10 protein-coding genes are annotated in these 17,685 nt (G+C 40.3%); 6 read left to right on the forward strand and 4 right to left on the reverse strand.

Annotated features, from left to right (window positions below):
* The first annotated feature begins 62 nt into the window (after positions 1-62).
* The gene (locus tag ASU03_RS06730; protein WP_057831112.1) at positions 63-1,100 is read left to right on the forward strand and encodes a formate dehydrogenase accessory sulfurtransferase FdhD; all 1,038 of its coding nucleotides are present in this window, start codon (positions 63-65) and stop codon (positions 1,098-1,100) included.
* 87 nt (positions 1,101-1,187) lie between these two features.
* Here the strand turns inward: ASU03_RS06730 and ASU03_RS06735 are convergent, their stop codons facing one another.
* Together ASU03_RS06735 and ASU03_RS06740 are read right to left on the reverse strand one after the other, a co-directional pair.
* Entirely contained in the window at positions 1,188-3,503 is a 2,316-nt protein-coding gene (locus ASU03_RS06735; protein ID WP_057831113.1) for an FdhF/YdeP family oxidoreductase, read from the reverse strand.
* Positions 3,504-3,654: 151 nt separating this feature from the next.
* Positions 3,655-4,353, reverse strand: a complete 699-nt coding sequence (locus ASU03_RS06740) for a 2OG-Fe(II) oxygenase (RefSeq protein ID WP_057831114.1) — start codon at positions 4,351-4,353, stop codon at positions 3,655-3,657.
* A gap of 209 nt (positions 4,354-4,562) precedes the next feature.
* On the opposite strand from ASU03_RS06740, the gene ASU03_RS06745 reads away from it, so the two are divergent.
* A complete protein-coding gene (locus tag ASU03_RS06745) occupies positions 4,563-6,923 on the forward strand; it encodes a S8 family serine peptidase (protein ID WP_057831115.1) in 2,361 nt (786 codons plus the stop codon).
* A gap of 369 nt (positions 6,924-7,292) precedes the next feature.
* Here the strand turns inward: ASU03_RS06745 and ASU03_RS06750 are convergent, their stop codons facing one another.
* The gene (locus tag ASU03_RS06750) at positions 7,293-9,020 is read right to left on the reverse strand and encodes a bifunctional protein-serine/threonine kinase/phosphatase (RefSeq protein ID WP_057831116.1); all 1,728 of its coding nucleotides are present in this window, start codon (positions 9,018-9,020) and stop codon (positions 7,293-7,295) included.
* A 95-nt stretch (positions 9,021-9,115) separates the two neighbouring features.
* Entirely contained in the window at positions 9,116-10,627 is a 1,512-nt protein-coding gene (locus ASU03_RS06755; protein ID WP_057831117.1) for an MFS transporter, read from the reverse strand.
* Between the two features lie 368 nt (positions 10,628-10,995).
* Here ASU03_RS06755 and ASU03_RS06760 point away from each other — a divergent pair, with 368 nt between their 5' ends.
* The 4 genes from ASU03_RS06760 to ASU03_RS06775 all read left to right on the forward strand — a co-directional run bounded on the left by ASU03_RS06760 (position 10,996) and on the right by ASU03_RS06775 (position 17,582).
* Positions 10,996-12,687 carry a 7TM diverse intracellular signaling domain-containing protein gene (locus ASU03_RS06760; RefSeq protein WP_057831118.1) on the forward strand — a complete coding sequence of 564 codons (1,692 nt, stop codon included), beginning with the start codon at positions 10,996-10,998 and terminating at the stop codon, positions 12,685-12,687.
* 300 nt (positions 12,688-12,987) lie between these two features.
* On the forward strand, positions 12,988-14,319 hold the full coding sequence (locus ASU03_RS06765; protein WP_197411212.1) for a S41 family peptidase: 1,332 nt from the start codon (positions 12,988-12,990) through the stop codon (positions 14,317-14,319).
* 8 nt (positions 14,320-14,327) lie between these two features.
* Entirely contained in the window at positions 14,328-14,870 is a 543-nt protein-coding gene (locus tag ASU03_RS06770; protein WP_057831120.1) for a hypothetical protein, read from the forward strand.
* A 243-nt stretch (positions 14,871-15,113) separates the two neighbouring features.
* Positions 15,114-17,582 (forward strand): response regulator, encoded by a 2,469-nt coding sequence (locus ASU03_RS06775; RefSeq protein ID WP_057831121.1) that lies wholly within the window; start codon positions 15,114-15,116, stop codon positions 17,580-17,582.
* Positions 17,583-17,685 lie beyond the last annotated feature (103 nt).

The raw sequence follows: 17,685 nt of genomic DNA on the forward strand, positions 1-17,685 counted from the left end.
TTTTAAGGTTAGGCGGTAAACTTTACTCATTAAGCACCCTTAAAATAGTAATACAATTTCATATGGAAAATACTGAAAGCGCTCAAGGTTCAACAAAAACCATCAACAAGGTAAACTACACGTTTAGTCCAGGAGGAACGGGGGTAAGTGGCGTTTTAGCGGCTGTTACAGAAAATAATCAGCGCACACTGATAAGGAAAACCAGTACCGATACGGTTATTGTTGAACAACCCTTGCAGATCACTTTATCTTGGCTTGCACAAGGCGTGGTGGAAAACAGAGTATTCACTATTACCATGCGCACACCGGGACACGATTACTTATTGATAATCGGCTTATTGCATAGTGAAGGGGTGATAAAGCAACTTAGTGATATTGAGTCAATAAAACTAGAGTCTGACGATATAACGGGGCAAGGCGGGCAAAATGAGTGGTTAGTACTCTTTACTGCGGGGGTTATCCCCGACTTATCCTCATTAGAACGATATATGTTGAGCTATTCTAGTTGTGGTCTTTGTGGCACTACCTCCTTAAAAACACTAGAGCTTAAAACTACAATAAATTTATCTTTTGTTGAACATAAAAATATTCTGGTGGCACATTCATTACTTTTATTATCCAGTAAAATGCGTCGTGAACAAGGTCTATTTGATAAAACGGGTGGCGTACATGGCGTAGCCTTATTTTGGCTAGAGTGTAACACAGAGTCAGCAGGAGCAGCTGAGCTACCAAGGGCTCGCTCATTGAATCAAAAGCTAAATTTACAACATATCTATGAAGATATCGGTCGTCATAACGCGGTAGATAAGGTGATTGGCGCTTTATTAACATCCAACGACGTTCAAAATAAGTCAATGCATGGTAACTTAGCTAAATCGTCGCAACAAGCAAGGTTATGCTTACTACTTGTTAGTGGACGAATAAGCTTTGAAATAGTACAAAAGACCATCATGGCCGGTATTCATGTTTTAGTCGGTGTTGGTGCACCTTCTGATCTTGCCATACAAGCAGCTAAGCAATTTGATTTAACCTTGATTGGTTTTGCCAGTGATAAAGGCTTTAATGTCTATCATGGTGATTGGCGCTTAACTAATGCTTAACTGATTATATCGAATAAATATGGAGTAAAGGCTAGAGTAAAAATAATCAAGCAGCAACACCAGCACGAGCCCCTGCGGTAATTCCAGTTAAATCAACGGTGGTTGTGCCGCTTTGTTGATGATCACCGCCACCGATTTTGAGGTGGGTGTATAAGAGCGATCACCATAACTGTCCAGCGGCACCAGCGGGTTGGTTTCTGGGTAATAAGCAGCCAGATTACTTCGCGGAATATCGTAAAAACATAAGATGAAGTTAGTTACCGTGCGATCTTGGTTATCCGACCAAATAGAGGTGATGTCAACATAGTCGTTATCTTTAAAACCTTGTTTTAAGGCATCTTTTTCGTTGATAAATAATACATTTCTGGCGTTACTTACACCTCGGTATCTATCGTCCATGCCATAGATGGTGGTATTGAATTGATCGTGTGAACGCAAAGATTGCAAGGTATACAGTGGCTGATTCTTTTTTTGCAGTTCGTTTACTTGCTCGGTAGATATGTTGATAATATTTGTTGGCAGGCAATTAGCAGCGAACAAGGCTTTTTCTTGAGGATTGTGCCATTGGCGTTGTGCGGCACTGTTACCAAGATAAAAGCCACCAGGTTGTTCAAGCTGTTGATTAAAATTACTAAATCCTGGGATGGCTTGTTCGATTAAATCACGAATAAGATCATAATTGCCTTTTAGCTGTTGCCAGTTTATCGGGGAGTTAGTGAGGGTAGCATCAGCAATATCCGCGACAATGGCGGTTTCAGAGTGCATGGTCTTTGCTAGGGGCACTACGCTACCTTGTGATGCATGCACCATGCTAAAAGTATCTTCCACGGTAATAAACTGCTCACCAGTGGCTTGATTATCTATTTCAGTGCGGCCTAAACAGGGCAGAATGAGCGCGTCTTCACCTATGCATAAATGACTACGGTTGAGTTTGGTACTTATTTGCACATTCAACTCGGTATTTTTTAATGCTTGATGGGTTTGTTTAGTATCGGGCGCGGCTTGGGCGATATTACCCCCTAAACAAATCAGTACCTTACTGGTTTTCTGTAAAAAAGCATTTAACGCATAATAAACGTTATGACCTTTTTCTTTGGGTAGTTGCGCATTAACGGCTTGTGAAAGTTGCTCGATAAACGCCGCCGTAGGCTTTTCATTGATGCCCATGGTGCGATTACCTTGCACATTGGAATGACCACGTACCGGACACAAACCAGCGCCTTTTTTACCAATATTGCCAGACAACAACTGTAAATTAACAATTTCTTGAATGGTCGCTACAGAATGTTTATGTTGGGTGATGCCCATGGCCCAAGTGCAAATTACCGTGTCTGCGTGCAAAAATATATCCGTCGCTTGCGACAATTCTTTAAACGATAGGCCAGATTGTTGTTCAATTTGTTGCCATGAGGTGTCGTTAACTACCTGCTGATATTGGTCAAATTGCTGGCAATGTTGTTTGATAAAGTCATTATCGATTAGTGCGGGCTTGCCGTTTTCTATTTGCTCGCTGTTGCGCGCGAGAATTATTTTGACCATGCCACGAACAGCCGCCATATCACCGCCTAATTTAGGGGTGAAATAAGCGTGGCTGATAGTTGTTGCCTTGGGGGTAAAAAGCTCGATAGGATCTTGTGGGCTGGCAAAACGTTCCAGTGCGACTTCTTTTAAATTGTTAAAGCTTACTATTTTACAACCGCCTCGTGCGGCCTTACGCAAGGCATTCATCATCCTAGGGTGATTGGTGCCCGGGTTTTGTCCAAAAACAAATATCGCTTCGGCGTGGTTAAAGTCATCTAGTATTACCGTGCCTTTACCAATACCAATCGCTTCATTTAACGCGATACCACTGGCTTCATGACACATATTTGAGCAGTCAGGAAAATTATTAGTGCCGTAGAGTCGGCCGAATAATTGATAAAGGAACGAGGCTTCATTGCTGGCGCGGCCAGAAGTATAAAATTCTGCTTCATTGGGCGAAGATAAACTGTTGAGTTTATCGGCTATCAGCTGATAGGCATCGTGCCAGTCAATAGGCTCATAATGATCAGTGTCTTTATTGTACTTCATCGGCTCAGTTAACCGACCTTGATACTCTAACCAATAATCACTTTGTTTTTGTAACTGGCGGACACTATATTGGGCGAAAAAATTGGCATCGACTTTTTTACTGGTAGATTCCCAGGCAATGGCTTTGGCGCCATTTTCGCAAAACTGCAATAAACCTTCTTTTTCATCGCCCCAAGCACAGCCAGGACAATCAAAGCCTTTATCCTTATTTGCTCTTAATAAATTTTTGACATTAGTCTGTGGTTGCTGGCTTTGCATGATGTGTTTTAAGGTCGAGGTTAATGAGGAAAAACCACCGGCTTTGTTGGGCTTTTTACTGAAATGTTTAGACACAAAATACACCTTGAAATAACGACGCAGACAATTGCAAAAATTCAACTACCATTCATGAATCAATTATATACGGAGGCAGAGGTTAGACGCTAGTCATTCAACTGGCTTGCGTTCAGTGTTATTGGGCTTTTGTGTGCTGAAATGAATACAGCTAGCCCTTCTTAGCATAGAGCTGTTCAGCTTTGTTATACATTAGCCATGAAGTCACCACGTATTTCTCATCCGACAAAGGAATATGACCTTTATGGGTATGAGTAAAACCGGCAGGAAAAATAATTAATGAGCCTTTTTTAGGTTTAACCTTTATTCCTTGATAATGAAATTCTGTTTCGCCACCTTCATCAACATCATTTAAGTAATACAAAAACGCTAATACTCGGTGTAATGGCTTATTGTGTGGTAACTGCGGGAAAATTTCTGAATGCCAGTAATGATAGCCACCAACCCCTTGCTCGTAGCGTTGCACGGTGAAATTGTCGTAACAAAAAACGTACTGGATCAACTGGTCTAGGTAAACCGTGCCTAAACGGTCAAAATTCTCTTTCGTTACCGAGGTAGGTAAGCCTGTTTCAGGATCTGTAACTGTAGGGTTTAAAGCTGAAATTAACGCCATGTAATGCTCAGTCAAATAAGCTTTGACATGGGGGTAACTGGCGTTGATGAGCTCAAGCTGTAGTGCTTGCCATTCTTTTTCAACCATAGTGACATCCATGCTATCTTTCAGATGTGTCATCACCCCATGACCTACACGACCTTTTACTACTTTATCACTGCTTTGATGACCTTTGATTAGTTTGTCGCACAGATCATCGGATAGTGCGTGGTCAAACACACCTATAAATTGGCTCATTATTAATCCTTAAAGCTATTTTGCGTAAATTTAACAGACATTCTTATATTGCATATTAGGGGTAATTTAACTTAATAATAAATATTTTGTAACATACTTGTAACATTCGTGGCATTGATGTTATGTTTGTCTGGCTTTGATTTATATCATTGTGTACTGAATTTTTATAAAAAAATCAATAAATATCATTCAACGTACAGGAAATAGTCATGTCAAACAATATAAAACGCAACAAAATATCGCTACATAAGGCCGCAATAATAACAACGGCAAGTATCTTGTCGCTATCAATATCAACAGCTTTATATGCAGCGCAACCCGTAGGTGTGCAGACCACAGATAATTTATTATCAGCCGTGGCAAGCTCACCTTTACCAAAACGCTTTATTGTCAAATATAAGCAATCCGCTAACGTTCAATCAACGATAAGTAATTTTAGCACTTTGAGCGATATGGCCAGCCCTATGGCTTTTACTCGGTTGGCAGCCATTAAGAAAAAATTTAAAATTCTAGGTGTTAAAGTTGGCGCTGAATTTCCTAATATGAATATCATCACCGCTGAGTTATCACCAGCCGATGTGATGAGTTTAGCGATGGATGATAATGTTGAATACGTAGAAGAAGATTTACCACGTCGTTTTATGGCGCAAAACGTACCTTATGGTATTGGTATGGTACAAGCGGACCAAGTTGATGACAGTATTGCTTCAGCGAACGCCGGTGGTAAGAAAATTTGTATTATTGACTCAGGTCTAAATATGCCTCATGAAGATATGGGCGCGCAAGGCGGTACGGTTAATGGTACTAATGATAGTGGTACGGGTAATTGGTTTGATCATGGCGGCCCACATGGTACTCATGTAGCTGGTACCATTGCTGCCCTTAATAATGGTATTGGTGTTCGTGGTGTTATTGGTTCCGATCCTAACTTGCATATTGTTAAAGTATTTAATGAATCAGGTTGGGGCTACTCCTCTAGTTTAGTCAGCGCTATTAATACCTGTGTCAGCAATGGCGCAGATGTTATTAATATGAGCTTAGGCGGTACGGGCTCAAGTACCAGTGAAGCTAATGCCATGCAAGCCGCTTATGATGCTGGCGTATTACTTATCGCAGCGGCGGGTAATGATGGTGTTGCTACCAGTACAACTGACGTTGAAAGCTTTCCCGCTTCATATGACTCAGTCATGTCAGTGGCAGCTATTGATAGCAATAAAGTCTTAGCTGATTTTTCACAGAAAAATAGTCAGGTTGAAATATCAGGCCCAGGTGTCGATGTTTACTCTACTTACCCGGAAGGTTTGGGTTCAGTGGTCGAAGTGTCGGTTGCTGGTATTGGCTATTCGGCTAATGCCATGGCAAACCAGGGCAGTGCCACAGGTGCTATTTATAACTTTGGCACGGGTGAGTCGATTGATTCGGGTGCTAACGGTAATGTGTGTTTAATTGCTCGCGGTAGCATTTCATTTCACGATAAAGTCAAAGCTTGTCAAGACAGCGGTGGTGTTGGCGCTATTATTTATAATAACGTAGCGGGCAGTTTTGGTGGCACCCTAGGTACCACCAACGCGACTAGCATTCCGAGTGTTACTATTTCAGATACTGATGGTGCAGCCATGTTAAGTCACTTAGGCGCGAGTGCAACGGTAAATATTGGCGCGGGTAATTATGGCAAGATGAGTGGTACCTCAATGGCATCACCTCATGTTGCTGGTGTCGCTGCCTTAGTATGGAGTCATCATCCTAGCTGTACTAACGTCGAAATTCGTAATGTACTTAATGCCACGGCACAAGATCTTGGTGCAACTGGCCGGGATGTTAAATTTGGTTATGGATTAGCGCAAACTAAAGATGCCATTGATTACATCAGCGCGAATGGTTGTGATGGTAGTGGTACAGGTGGCGGCGGTGGTACAACCCCAGACGATACCGTACTTGAAAATGGTGTCGTTAAAACAGAGCTAGCCGCTACTACGGGTAATGAACTTGTTTTCACTATGGAAGTACCCGTGGGTGCAACCGATATTAACTTTGCCATCACAGGTGGTAGTGGTGATGCGGATTTATATGTGAAATTTGGTGCTGAGCCAACGGACAGTGTTTATGACTGTCGTCCATATAGAGCAGGTAATGTTGAATCTTGTGCGAGTACAGAAGCTGGCGGAAGCTATTATGTGAAAATCAAAGCTTATAGTGATTTTACTGGCGTTAGTTTAACCGCTAGTTACATTGAGCCAAGTACGGGTGGCGGCGGTGCTGTTAACCCAATTGATAGCACAGTGAACAACATCTCAGTGGCAAGCAGACAATGGACTCGTTATACCCTTGATTTAGCAGCGGGTTACGCCGACCTAACGGTTAGCCTTTCTGGTGGTAGTGGTGATGCAGACTTGTATGTTACTCAAGGTAAGCAATCAACATCGTCTACTTATGATTGTCGCCCTTATAAAAATGGCAACAATGAAAGCTGTAACTTTACTGACCCAGCACAGGGTACTTGGTATGTTGATATCTACGGGTATTCAGCCGCATCAGGGGTAACGTTAAACATACAAGCTACACCACAGTAATTTGTACTAGCTAAGTAAAATAGCTTGATAAAATAAGCGAGTAAGCAAAAAAATATAAGGGTAACGAAAGTTACCCTTTTTTTTTGAAATAATGGACTTATACCAATTTGATTAAATTTCTTCCCAACTCAGAGTTATGCTCGATGTTCAATAACAAGGTAAATTCGTTTCGGTTTAGTCACTCTAAATCAAATGAATTTAACGAAGTTAGTGGCCATCGAATAAGCTCCCGAGGGCGAGTTTAAAAGGATTACACACAGCGTTATTGATTTTGAGAAGGGAGTAACCCATTCTCTTCAATCAATGCCTTGCCTCTAAGCCTTTTAATTCTCGCTGAGTGGGAAAGAACTTAATCAATTTGGTATTAAGTTAAAATACTAGCGAGATAAAAAAAGCGAGCAACCAAAATGCGGAGCAAGCTTGCCAAAATAACAGTGGATTTTTGTCCATTAATACCGCGTTGTGGTTACTTTTGTATTTAGGATTGGGCTTTTGTAATTCATGTAAAAACTCTAATACGTCTTCATGGCGACGTTCAGCTTTAAAACGTAGGCCCTTTTTTATCGCGCAGTCGATCCAGATAGGCACCAAGGGATTGATATCAAAACAGGGAATGTATTTGGTATTCATATAGGCTTTAACGGTTCGACATTTATTGAGCTTGCCAGAAAACGGCTCTTTGCCAGTTAACATTTCATAGGCGAGCACAGCTAATGAAAAAACTTCAGATTGCACCGTACTCTTTCCTGTGATGACGACTTCTGGCGCAGAGTAGCCCGCAGTGCCTAAAATACCTGGTTCGTCCAGTGGCGTGGCTATTTCAGCAATACCTTTGCTATAACATGAGCCAAAATCAATGATTTTAACTTCGCCATTATGATCAATCATAATATTGCCTGGTTTGATATCCTGATGCAAAATCTCTCGCCTGTGCATTGCCCGTAGACCTTTTTCAATTTGAGCCAGAATATAGACTACATCTTGCACCGCAGGTGTTGGGTGTTCTTTTATCCATTGCTCTAGGGTTATGCCTTCAATATATTCAGTTAAATAATAGAGCCAATTCTGTTCTCTATTACCTTCAATTACTTTAACTACATGAGGGCTATTGATGCGACTACCCATCCAACTTTCCATAATAAAACGTTCGATATAAGGTAAATCATCGTCAAAATTGACCGACGGTGTTTTCATACAATAACGTGCGCCGCTGTCAACATCTCGCACCACATACACTTGACTGCGGGTATTGACATGTAAGACCTTTTCAACCTTGTAACCGTCCAATATCATCTCAGGCTCTAAATAAGGTGGAAAAGGTAATTCTGACAGCTTGCGGCCAACTTCATTGATGGTTTGTGCCGGCAGGCTATCAAGTCGTAAGATTTGACAACTTAAGTTATCGCCACTGCTGTTGGTTAGCGCTAGAGCAATAAAATTTTCGCATGCCAGCTCAAAGCAGGCTTCATCACTTTCTGGTGTTAGCTTAGCTAAAATAGCGGCTAACTCTTTGTGTTTAACAAAGTCATGGATGCCATCGGTAGTTAACAAGTAAATGTCTGCTACTTCTACCGCTAAGCTGTGACAGTCGACATCGAGCTTTACATCTAAACCCATGGCTCGAGATAGATAACTTTGTTTGGCATTAATATAAGTGCTGTGATCACGGGTTATTTGTTCTAATTCACCGTGGCGAAAACGATAGATACGGCTATCACCCACATGAAAAACATGGGCAGTTTGTGATTTAAAAATAATGCAGCTGAAGGTACTAATATAGCCTTTTTGTACGTCATTGAATTGTTGCCCTTGACCATATAACCAACGATTAAGCGCGGTTAACACCTGTGACGTTGATTTTTTAACACTCCAACTATCGGGCGTAGAATAATAGTCATATAAAAAATTATGCACACAGGTTTCACTGGCTTCTTTACCGGCTTCTGCCGCACTGACACCGTCAGCAATTACCGCTACAGCGCCTTTGTTGGTTAGTAACGAATCTTTAGGAAGTCGTATACCAATGGCATCTTCGTTCTGAGCTTTTTTACCTGCTACTGAACGTTGTGCCACAGTAAAGCTTAATGCACTGGCCAAATCGCTCCATCCTGTTTTTTATCTAGGTTAAAAATCGCTTGAATCTTATACCGGTAAGCGTTAAGCGACCATAAAATTTTATCAAATAATCAGTGTTAATGTACTTCAATCATTTGCACTGTGCCATCAGGCATCACTTCGGCCATGGTACTTTTTGGCTCATCTAAAAATAGCGAACAACAAACGGCAAAGGCTACCCCGGCACCGATAGTAGCAAAAAATACCGATGGAGAAACAAAGGAAAATACCAGTAAAAATACTACCGCACCAACGTTACCGTAGGCACCAACCGTACCGGCAATTTGTCCGGTTAATTTACGTTTAACTAGGGGCACTACCGCAAAAATACATCCGGCGGCCGAGCCTAAAAAGAATGAGCAAATCATCATGGTGGCAACCACTGCCGCAAGAGGCCATGCTGGGGTGATCAATGACATAACAAAAAAGCCTAATGATGCGCCGCTTAATAAAAAGATCAAGGGAACTTTACGACCAAACTTATCACTGAACAGACCACCTGAGGGGCAAGAAAATACATCAACGGCGGCGAAACAAGCACCAAATATACCGGCAGCAGCAGCAGCGACTAAAAATTGACTTTCAAAGTATTGCGCTAACATAGATATCACCGATAATTCAGCACCAAAGGTTACCGCATAACCAAGACTTAAGATGGCTACTTGTTTGAACTTATACTGCAAGATTTCATCCATAGGCGGTGATTGCAACATGTCTTTATTCACCTGATACAATTTCCACGATTGATAAAGGGTCAATGCCAGTAATAAGCCATAAATAACATAGGAAGCAAAATCACTGAGTAAACCGGCACCAATAATTAATTCGGCACCTGTACCAGCAACCACACCAGCATCGGTTACTCGCCACGTTAAGATGGCCAATGCCGCCACCATAGGAATATTAAACAATAGACAGAAAACAAAATCTCGCTTGCTAGTTAGCTCAAGACCACCGGACTTATTAGGTTTGAAATAAGTAGAGCCTACCGGTGTATCTGTTACGGCAAAATAGTAACAAACTGAATATAACAGTGCCAATACGCCGGTTGAAGCAATGGCATAACGCCAGCCATCTTCGCCGCCAAATAAACTGGCGATATACACTAAACTACCGGCACCAACGGCAGAGCCTACGTTACCCATGCCCTTATATATACCTTCGGCTAAACCTAATTGCTTTGCTGGATACCATTCACTGATCATGCGAATGCCAATGACAAAACCCGCACCAACAAAACCCATTAAAAACTTAGCTAACGCTAAGGTTTCAAAACTTTGCGCAGAGGCAAAGAAAAAACATAATAGTGCCGTAGCCACCAACATTGCGGTATAAGAATTACGCGGACCATATTTATCAACCAACATACCCGTGACAATTCGTGCTGGTATCGTTAATGCCACATTTAAAATCAATAATATTTTAGCTTCAATATCTGTTAAGCCCATACTGGTTTGTATGGTAGACATGAGCGGTGCATGGCTAAACCACACAAGGAAAGTGATAAAAAAAGCTAGCCAGGTACTATGGAGAATTCTGGCTCGGCCCTGAAAGGATAAAAAATTATGTTTTAACGATGATTGACTCATACAAAACCTTGATTTAGTTAGGGTAAATTTTCAAACAATAGTAAATCATCAGCAAAAAATGAGCCATCATTTAACACTTTGATATTTAAAGGTATTTATTTTGTTTTAAGTTTGGGAACGGTTGGTATGCACCATAGTGCAGCTTAATAAGTGATAAAATGTAGCAAGTTTATATCTTTATCCTAGGGGACATTTTCAGCTGAGCTGGAATGAAGAGCTTTGTTTTTAACTTAACAAGGGATGGTTACCGCATAAAAGAATTAATGAAAAACACTGGCTAGCAACTTTACAAAAGTGTAACAAGTAGATATGTTCAGTGATAATAACCATAGCTAATTCAATGCGGCAGTCAGGATGCTCACCTTATTATGAATTTTTCTCGTCTAACACGGCCGGTGACAATCACTGATAGTTTTATTGGCCATCAGTTAGGACTATTTAATGATAAATATAATCGCTTAGTTTTTATTGTGCTGCTGATGGCCATTATTTCAATAGGCATGGTTTGGCTTATTCATTCAGCTGCGGAAACCGATGCGGAAAATAAAGTAGATCAAAGCCCATTAACCTTTGAAGTAGCGGCTATCACCGAGAATGATTGGGGAATAACAGCGCTTATTTCGCCTTTGAATAAGGTAAGCTTTAGCCCTCATCAGGGCAATTTTATCAATTTGGGCAAACGTGATTTCTTATGGTTAAAATTAACCTTAGCGCCAACAAAGGCGGAGAATAACGGTAAAAAAAGTCAAATTTTAGTGCTTAAAAAAAACCGCATTCATACCCCCGTTGAGTTGCACTATTTAACGTTAAAAGCAGGATGGGTCAAAAAAATCGTCCATGGCAGTGCTCAATTTCATCAAAATATTGTCATTCGCCTACCTAAAAAAATGGCATCTAAGACTTTTTACTTGAAATTACAGGGCCAGTATTTAAGAACTTCACTTTACTTATTTGATGATGAAGCCTTCTTTGCCGATCTGCAACTTTCCTCGTTATATAGCGGCTTGTTTTTTGGTATGTTGTTACTTTTTTCGCTTTATCACCTCATGTTATACCTGCGTTTAAAAACGCCGGCTTACCTGGCTTACAGCGTAATGTTGTTACTACTGACTAGCTGGTTTTTATCCGGACAAGGCTGGTTAGAGTATCTGTTGCCAAACGTGACTTATGTAAAAAATATTACCGTGATTATTGGCGGATTATTAATCGTCTCTATTGGTGAATTTGCTAAACATTATCTACAAATTAAGGAACTTTCGCGCCGGATATACCAAGTCTTGATAGTTGCTCAATTACTGTTACTGCTATTATTGCTTGCTAGGTTAAGTTTGCAAAGTCTATTACCCTCATCCGTTAGACAGTTTTGTTATGGTCTTGGCTTATTCACTTGCTTGGTGATTTTTATTGCCTGTTTGTCTGCTGCTATTATCGGTGTTCACAAACAGAAAACTGCCGCTGGTTATTATTTAGCGGCCACCATTATGTTTTTTGTTATGGCTAGTATCATGGGTTTATCCGCGGGGAATATTATTGATTTTCACTTTTCATGGCCTTTACTACAAATGACTTCAGCCATTGAAATTATTATTTTTAGTGCCGGTTTAGTGTCGATATATTATCAACAGCAACAAAATGAAAAAGCAGTTGAGATACAGCTGCAACAGGCTCAGCAAAAACTAGTCAAACAATTAGAAATCAGTAACCAACTTAAAGACAAAGTTTTAAACAATGTGATTGCTCATAAACTCTTTCCTGAACTGGCTAAAGTAACTGCTTTTTTACCTGAAATAATGTATGTGCAAGCCTTAGGAAATAAGAGCTTAGTTGTGTATAAAAAGAATCAGCGTAAATACAAAATTGAACTTGCCTGTAATTTACAAAATTTAGTTGAAAGCTTTGGTGACGAGTATTTAATACGCATACACAAATCCTACTTAGTTAATCCACGGCAAGCTATGTCATTACAACGCAGAAGTTCAGCCGACTATGATTTACAGTTAGACACCGAAACCGTCCCCGTCGGTCGAAAGTTTTTAAATCAAACAAAAAAGTTGATTTAGAGTCATATAGCTCTACTTTTTGTGAAAAAAACATCTACCGTTCAATAATTAATTTAACGGCTGTATTCTTGTTATTACCATATATAACAACTAGTTAATGTATTTATAGTGCCTGACATATACGCTTCACTTTTATCTGAAAATTCAATGAGTTTTTACCCCTTGTTGTTTGCTTTTTATGTCATTAAAGTAGCGTTTCTATCGTCGGTTAGCACAGTTTCTCAGGCAAAACTGTATGACTATTTATCGACGTTTTAAGCGACTTATAAATAAATGGGTAAAGGATTAATGTTAAAAATAATGAATATTCTACTCTTGGTATGCCTGCTGCCAGCTTGCCAAGAAGGTCAACAAGAAGGTCAACAAGACAGTCCAATAATCACTATGGATGAACAAGTTTGTCGTGAGCAAAGCCTAAAAAATATCGCCATGTGGGAATACATGAATGATTGGTATTTATGGAATGATGCCTTAGATCAAAACTCCGTACTGGCAGACTTTCTTTCTATAGACGATTTATTAGCTGACATTAAAGAGAAAAACCCGCTCGACCGTTACAGTTTTGTTGTTTCTAAACAAGAAAGTGACGATATGTTTGTTAATGCACAAACGTTTGGTTATGGCATGGCTAATAGCACGGATGAAATGACGGATGAGCTAATCGTTAATTTTGTTTTTGACGATAGCAATGCACAAAAAATAGGCTTAAGTCGAGGCGATCGTATTACTCACATAGCCGGCAATAATTTAAGTGAATTACTCAGTAAAGCAGACTTTAGCTGGGCAGAATTCTGGCTCACTATAGAGCAAAGCCAGTTGGTTGCTTTTACTTGGCGACAACTCGATGGCACCGTAATCACCAGAGAAATGATACAAAGTAAAGTAACCACCAATACCGTTTTTGCTACTGAGGTGATTGAGTCCGAAGTAGGGAAAATTGGTTATCTGGTTTATAACAGTTTTATTGACCCCAGTAGTGAGGACTTAAATCAAGTTTTTCGCTATTTTAAGGAGCAAAATGTCGATGAACTCATTGTCGATTTACGTTATAACCATGGTGGTACCTCTCGCATGTCTAACCAATTAGCCAGTCAAATTGGTGGTGATAATGTCTTTGGGGAAATTTATAATGCGCCAACCAATAACGCCAACCATGTTAGTGCTGTTGAGATTTTTAATCTTAACAAGGCGGAACACTATTTAAGTTTGTCGAAAGTGGTTTTTATCACTACGGGAGAATCGGCTTCGGGTAGTGAAGTATTGATCAACTCGCTAAAACCTTTTTTAGAGGTAAAATTAGTGGGTCAAAAAACCTATGGTAAACCCGTGGGCATGAGAGTCGCTCAACTCTGTGATGAAGTTATCTTTGCTATTACTCATCATAACCATAATGCCGACGGCTATGGTGACTTTTTTGACGGCATAGCAGTGGATTGTCCAGCGATTGATAGTGTGGCAGGACCTTGGGGCTCGAGTAAGGATCCTATGTTAAGCGAGGCGGTCTATTTATTAGAGCATAAGCAATGTTCACCTTATCTTAACAGCGCTACAAGCCAGAAGACTCGCTTGATGACTAAGCCATTATATCGGGAGTTTTCTACCACTAAACCTTTTGCTACAGTCTCTCATTAGGAAAAATAATGAAGAAGTTCAACCTGATTTCAATTTTACTTGCTACTTTACTGATAAACGCCTGCTCAAGTGTGCCACTAGCTACCATGATGCATTTTGCTGATGCTAAACCCGATGATTTTTTCCAAGTGGATCCTCGTGGCATTACCATCGAAGTGACGATAAATAGTGCCGCAAATTTTGATCCTGTCGTTTCGGTAACTTTATCGGCAACGGTTGAAGATGAAGCAGGGCAAAGACATTATAACTTTCCTTTAGAAAAGGTAAGTTTGGCTAAGCTTGCGGCTAAAGAAAGCTACTTCTCTAGTCGGCCGGCAATGGATATTTATATTTTAAAGCTAAATGCTAAAGCGATAAAAAATTTAGCTATGATTAACCTTGAAAGAAAAGCGGGCAATAAAAAGAGAGTCGGTCTATCTGCCGGTGTTAACTTTTCCAAAGACATTAACCTAGTCGATGAAAACACCGTACTTTCAATTGGACTTAAGCTAAGCGAAAAAGGCGATTTTATTATGTTAATAGACAATTGGCGAGTGCTAGCAGAGCAATAGATTTTTAAAGGTAACTATTGAAGTTAGCTTAAGCTAACTGATTTTTGAATAAAGCGGGAGAAATAGCCCATTTATATAGTCATAAGCTTAATTGCCAACCTGTTCGCGAAGGCAACTTTTTTGACAGCAGAGAAAATAAGGATCACGCTAAGGTGAAATTGACCTAGGGCTAAATGGGTCTATGCTAAATGCTAATGAATTGTAAATTTTATCTCCTCCTCTTTCAATCTTGAGACGCAAAATATGTTTGGCTTAGAATTTATAGATAATAATACCGATCTCTTGCTGACATTAACTACCGATTATAATTACTTTGTTGTCTTTGCTTCTTATATCGTTGCTTGGATTGGGGTGTACGCGGGGTTATCTACCATTCCTTCTATGCGTAATGCTGAGTCAGTTACCACTAAGCGCTTATGGCATATTGGCGGCTCTATCGCCATGGGGTGCGCAATATGGTCGATGCACTTTGTTGGTATGCTGGCGTTATCATTACCCGTAGCCGTGCACCATCATCTTGTACTCACCGCATTATCTGTTCTGCCTGCTATTGCGGCCAGTTACATCGCGTTGTTTTTTATTGATCGTGATAAATATGATAGTTGGCAGCTTATCGGCGCTGGAATTATCTTAGGAGCGGGTATTGGCACCATGCATTATATGGGCATGGAAGCAATGTATGGTAATTTCATTTTAGTTTACCAGCCCTGGTTTTTCCTGCTCTCTATCATTGTTGCCGTAGTCTTGGCTATTTTTGCTCTGTATGCCGGAAAATATACTGTTAATTCTACCAGGGAAGGGAAATACCAGTTGATACGCTCTGCGGCGTTAGTTGGTGCCGCTATTACCGGTATGCATTATATGGGTATGCAAGCATCGATCTTTTTGGCAACAGGCGATTTAACCCACGGAGAATCTAGTAATTCACATGCCATGATGACGGTTATATTAACCGCTGCCACACTTTTTTTATCTATGTTAGCGGTCGTTTCTAACATCATCAACAAAATGTTTAATAAGCTCATGCTGGCCAAAGCTGATGCCGAAGCTTCAACTAAAGCAAAGGCCGAGTTTTTAGCTAGCATGAGTCATGAAATTCGTACTCCAATGAATGGCGTTTTAGGCATGTTAGATTTATTGATTAGGTCAAACCTGGATGAAAATCAACTATATAAGGCAACTATCGCTCGTTCTAGCGCTAAGTCATTATTAGTTTTATTGAATGACATTTTAGACTTTTCCAAAGTGGAAGCAGGGAAACTAGATTTAGAAATACTGGACTTTGATGTGCGCAGTTTATTAATTGAATTTGCTCAATCTGTAGCCTTACAAGTTGAAAGTAAAGGCTTAGAAATTATTCTCGATATTACTCATATTGAACATTCCATGGTCAAAGGTGATCCAGACCGCATTAGGCAAATCATTGCTAATTTAGTTTCAAACGCCATAAAGTTTACCGAAAAGGGCGAGATTATCGTTAGGGCAGAACTAGTGGAGGACGAAAATTGTGCGTTAATCTTTACTTGTACCGTGCAGGATAGTGGCATAGGTATTCCGAAAAAAGCCATTAATAAGCTTTTTCAACTATTTACCCAAGTTGACTCTTCCACTACCCGAAAATATGGCGGCACTGGGCTCGGTTTATCCATAGCCAAACAATTATGTGAATTGATGCAAGGTTCCATATCCGTTACTAGTACCTTGGCTAAGGGCAGTTGTTTTAAATTTAATATTACTTTGTTAAAAAGTAACCAATCTAAACAGGTAATCCCCCATATTGATGTCAGCAAGTTATCCTTATTAGTGATAGATGATAACGCCACCAATAGGGAAGTATTAAGGGGACAATTAGAGCACTGGGGCTGTTATGTAGAAGAAGCGGACAGTGCAGCTGCGGCGTTATTCAAACTGGCACAGTGTTATGACAATGAGCAGGCTTTGTTTGATGTGATCTTTGTTGATATGCAGATGCCGGAAATGGACGGTGCCACTTTTGCTAGGAAAATAAGAAGCGATAAGCGTTTTAATCAACTGCCTATGGTAATGATGACATCCATGTCAGCACAAGGAGATAAGCAGTACTTTAGTGATTTAGGTTTTAGTGCCTATTTCTCAAAACCGGTTACCGGAGCCGATATTTTGGATGCGTTAGCAATAATAAAAGCCACTGCCAGTGATACTAACGGCTCGCAACCTATTATTACCCATCAATATCTAGCTTCATTTTCCCATGAAAAGCATGAATTAGCTGAACATAATAGCGCTAGCAGTGACCAAGGTGTCGAGCCTATAAGCAGGTCAGCTGATGTTAAAATTTTATTGGTCGAAGATAACCGAATTAATACTGTGGTAGCGACGCAAATGCTTAATGCCATTGGCCTTAATGTTACCGCGGCTAAGAATGGCCAAGAAGCTTTACATGTTTTGGCTAACGCCCATGCAGACGACCCCTTCACTTTGGTGTTAATGGATTGCCAAATGCCAACCATGGATGGCTATCAAGCGACCAGAGAAATTCGCTTGGGCGAAGCAGGGGATAACTATAAAGACATCCCTATTATTGCCATGACTGCTAACGCTATGATTGGCGATGATGAGAAATGTTTTGCTGCGGGTATGAGTGACTATTTAACTAAGCCAATAGAGTTAGAAATATTAACGGAGACCCTTAATAAGTGGCTAAATAAGACCAATAAAGCCTTCATTAATTGAGTAATTCGATTCAGCTGCTTAACCTGTTAATAGCAAAAATGCTACCGATGAGCACGATATTTTTAATGAGGGTCGGAACATTGTGCCGGGACAAAAACCTCTG

It is taken from the genome of Colwellia sp. TT2012, from assembly GCF_001440345.1.
Taxonomy (GTDB): Bacteria; Pseudomonadota; Gammaproteobacteria; order Enterobacterales; family Alteromonadaceae; genus Colwellia.

Coding starts and splice junctions, on each gene's coding strand:
- ASU03_RS06755 (WP_057831117.1), bottom strand. CDS start 10,627: ATGAGTCAATCATCGTTAAAACATAATTTTTTATCCTTTCAGGGCCGA.
- ASU03_RS06765 (WP_197411212.1), top strand. CDS start 12,988: ATGAATATTCTACTCTTGGTATGCCTGCTGCCAGCTTGCCAAGAAGGT.
- ASU03_RS06770 (WP_057831120.1), top strand. CDS start 14,328: ATGAAGAAGTTCAACCTGATTTCAATTTTACTTGCTACTTTACTGATA.
- ASU03_RS06760 (WP_057831118.1), top strand. CDS start 10,996: ATGAATTTTTCTCGTCTAACACGGCCGGTGACAATCACTGATAGTTTT.
- ASU03_RS06775 (WP_057831121.1), top strand. CDS start 15,114: ATGTTTGGCTTAGAATTTATAGATAATAATACCGATCTCTTGCTGACA.
- ASU03_RS06740 (WP_057831114.1), bottom strand. CDS start 4,353: ATGAGCCAATTTATAGGTGTGTTTGACCACGCACTATCCGATGATCTG.
- ASU03_RS06730 (WP_057831112.1), top strand. CDS start 63: ATGGAAAATACTGAAAGCGCTCAAGGTTCAACAAAAACCATCAACAAG.
- ASU03_RS06745 (WP_057831115.1), top strand. CDS start 4,563: ATGTCAAACAATATAAAACGCAACAAAATATCGCTACATAAGGCCGCA.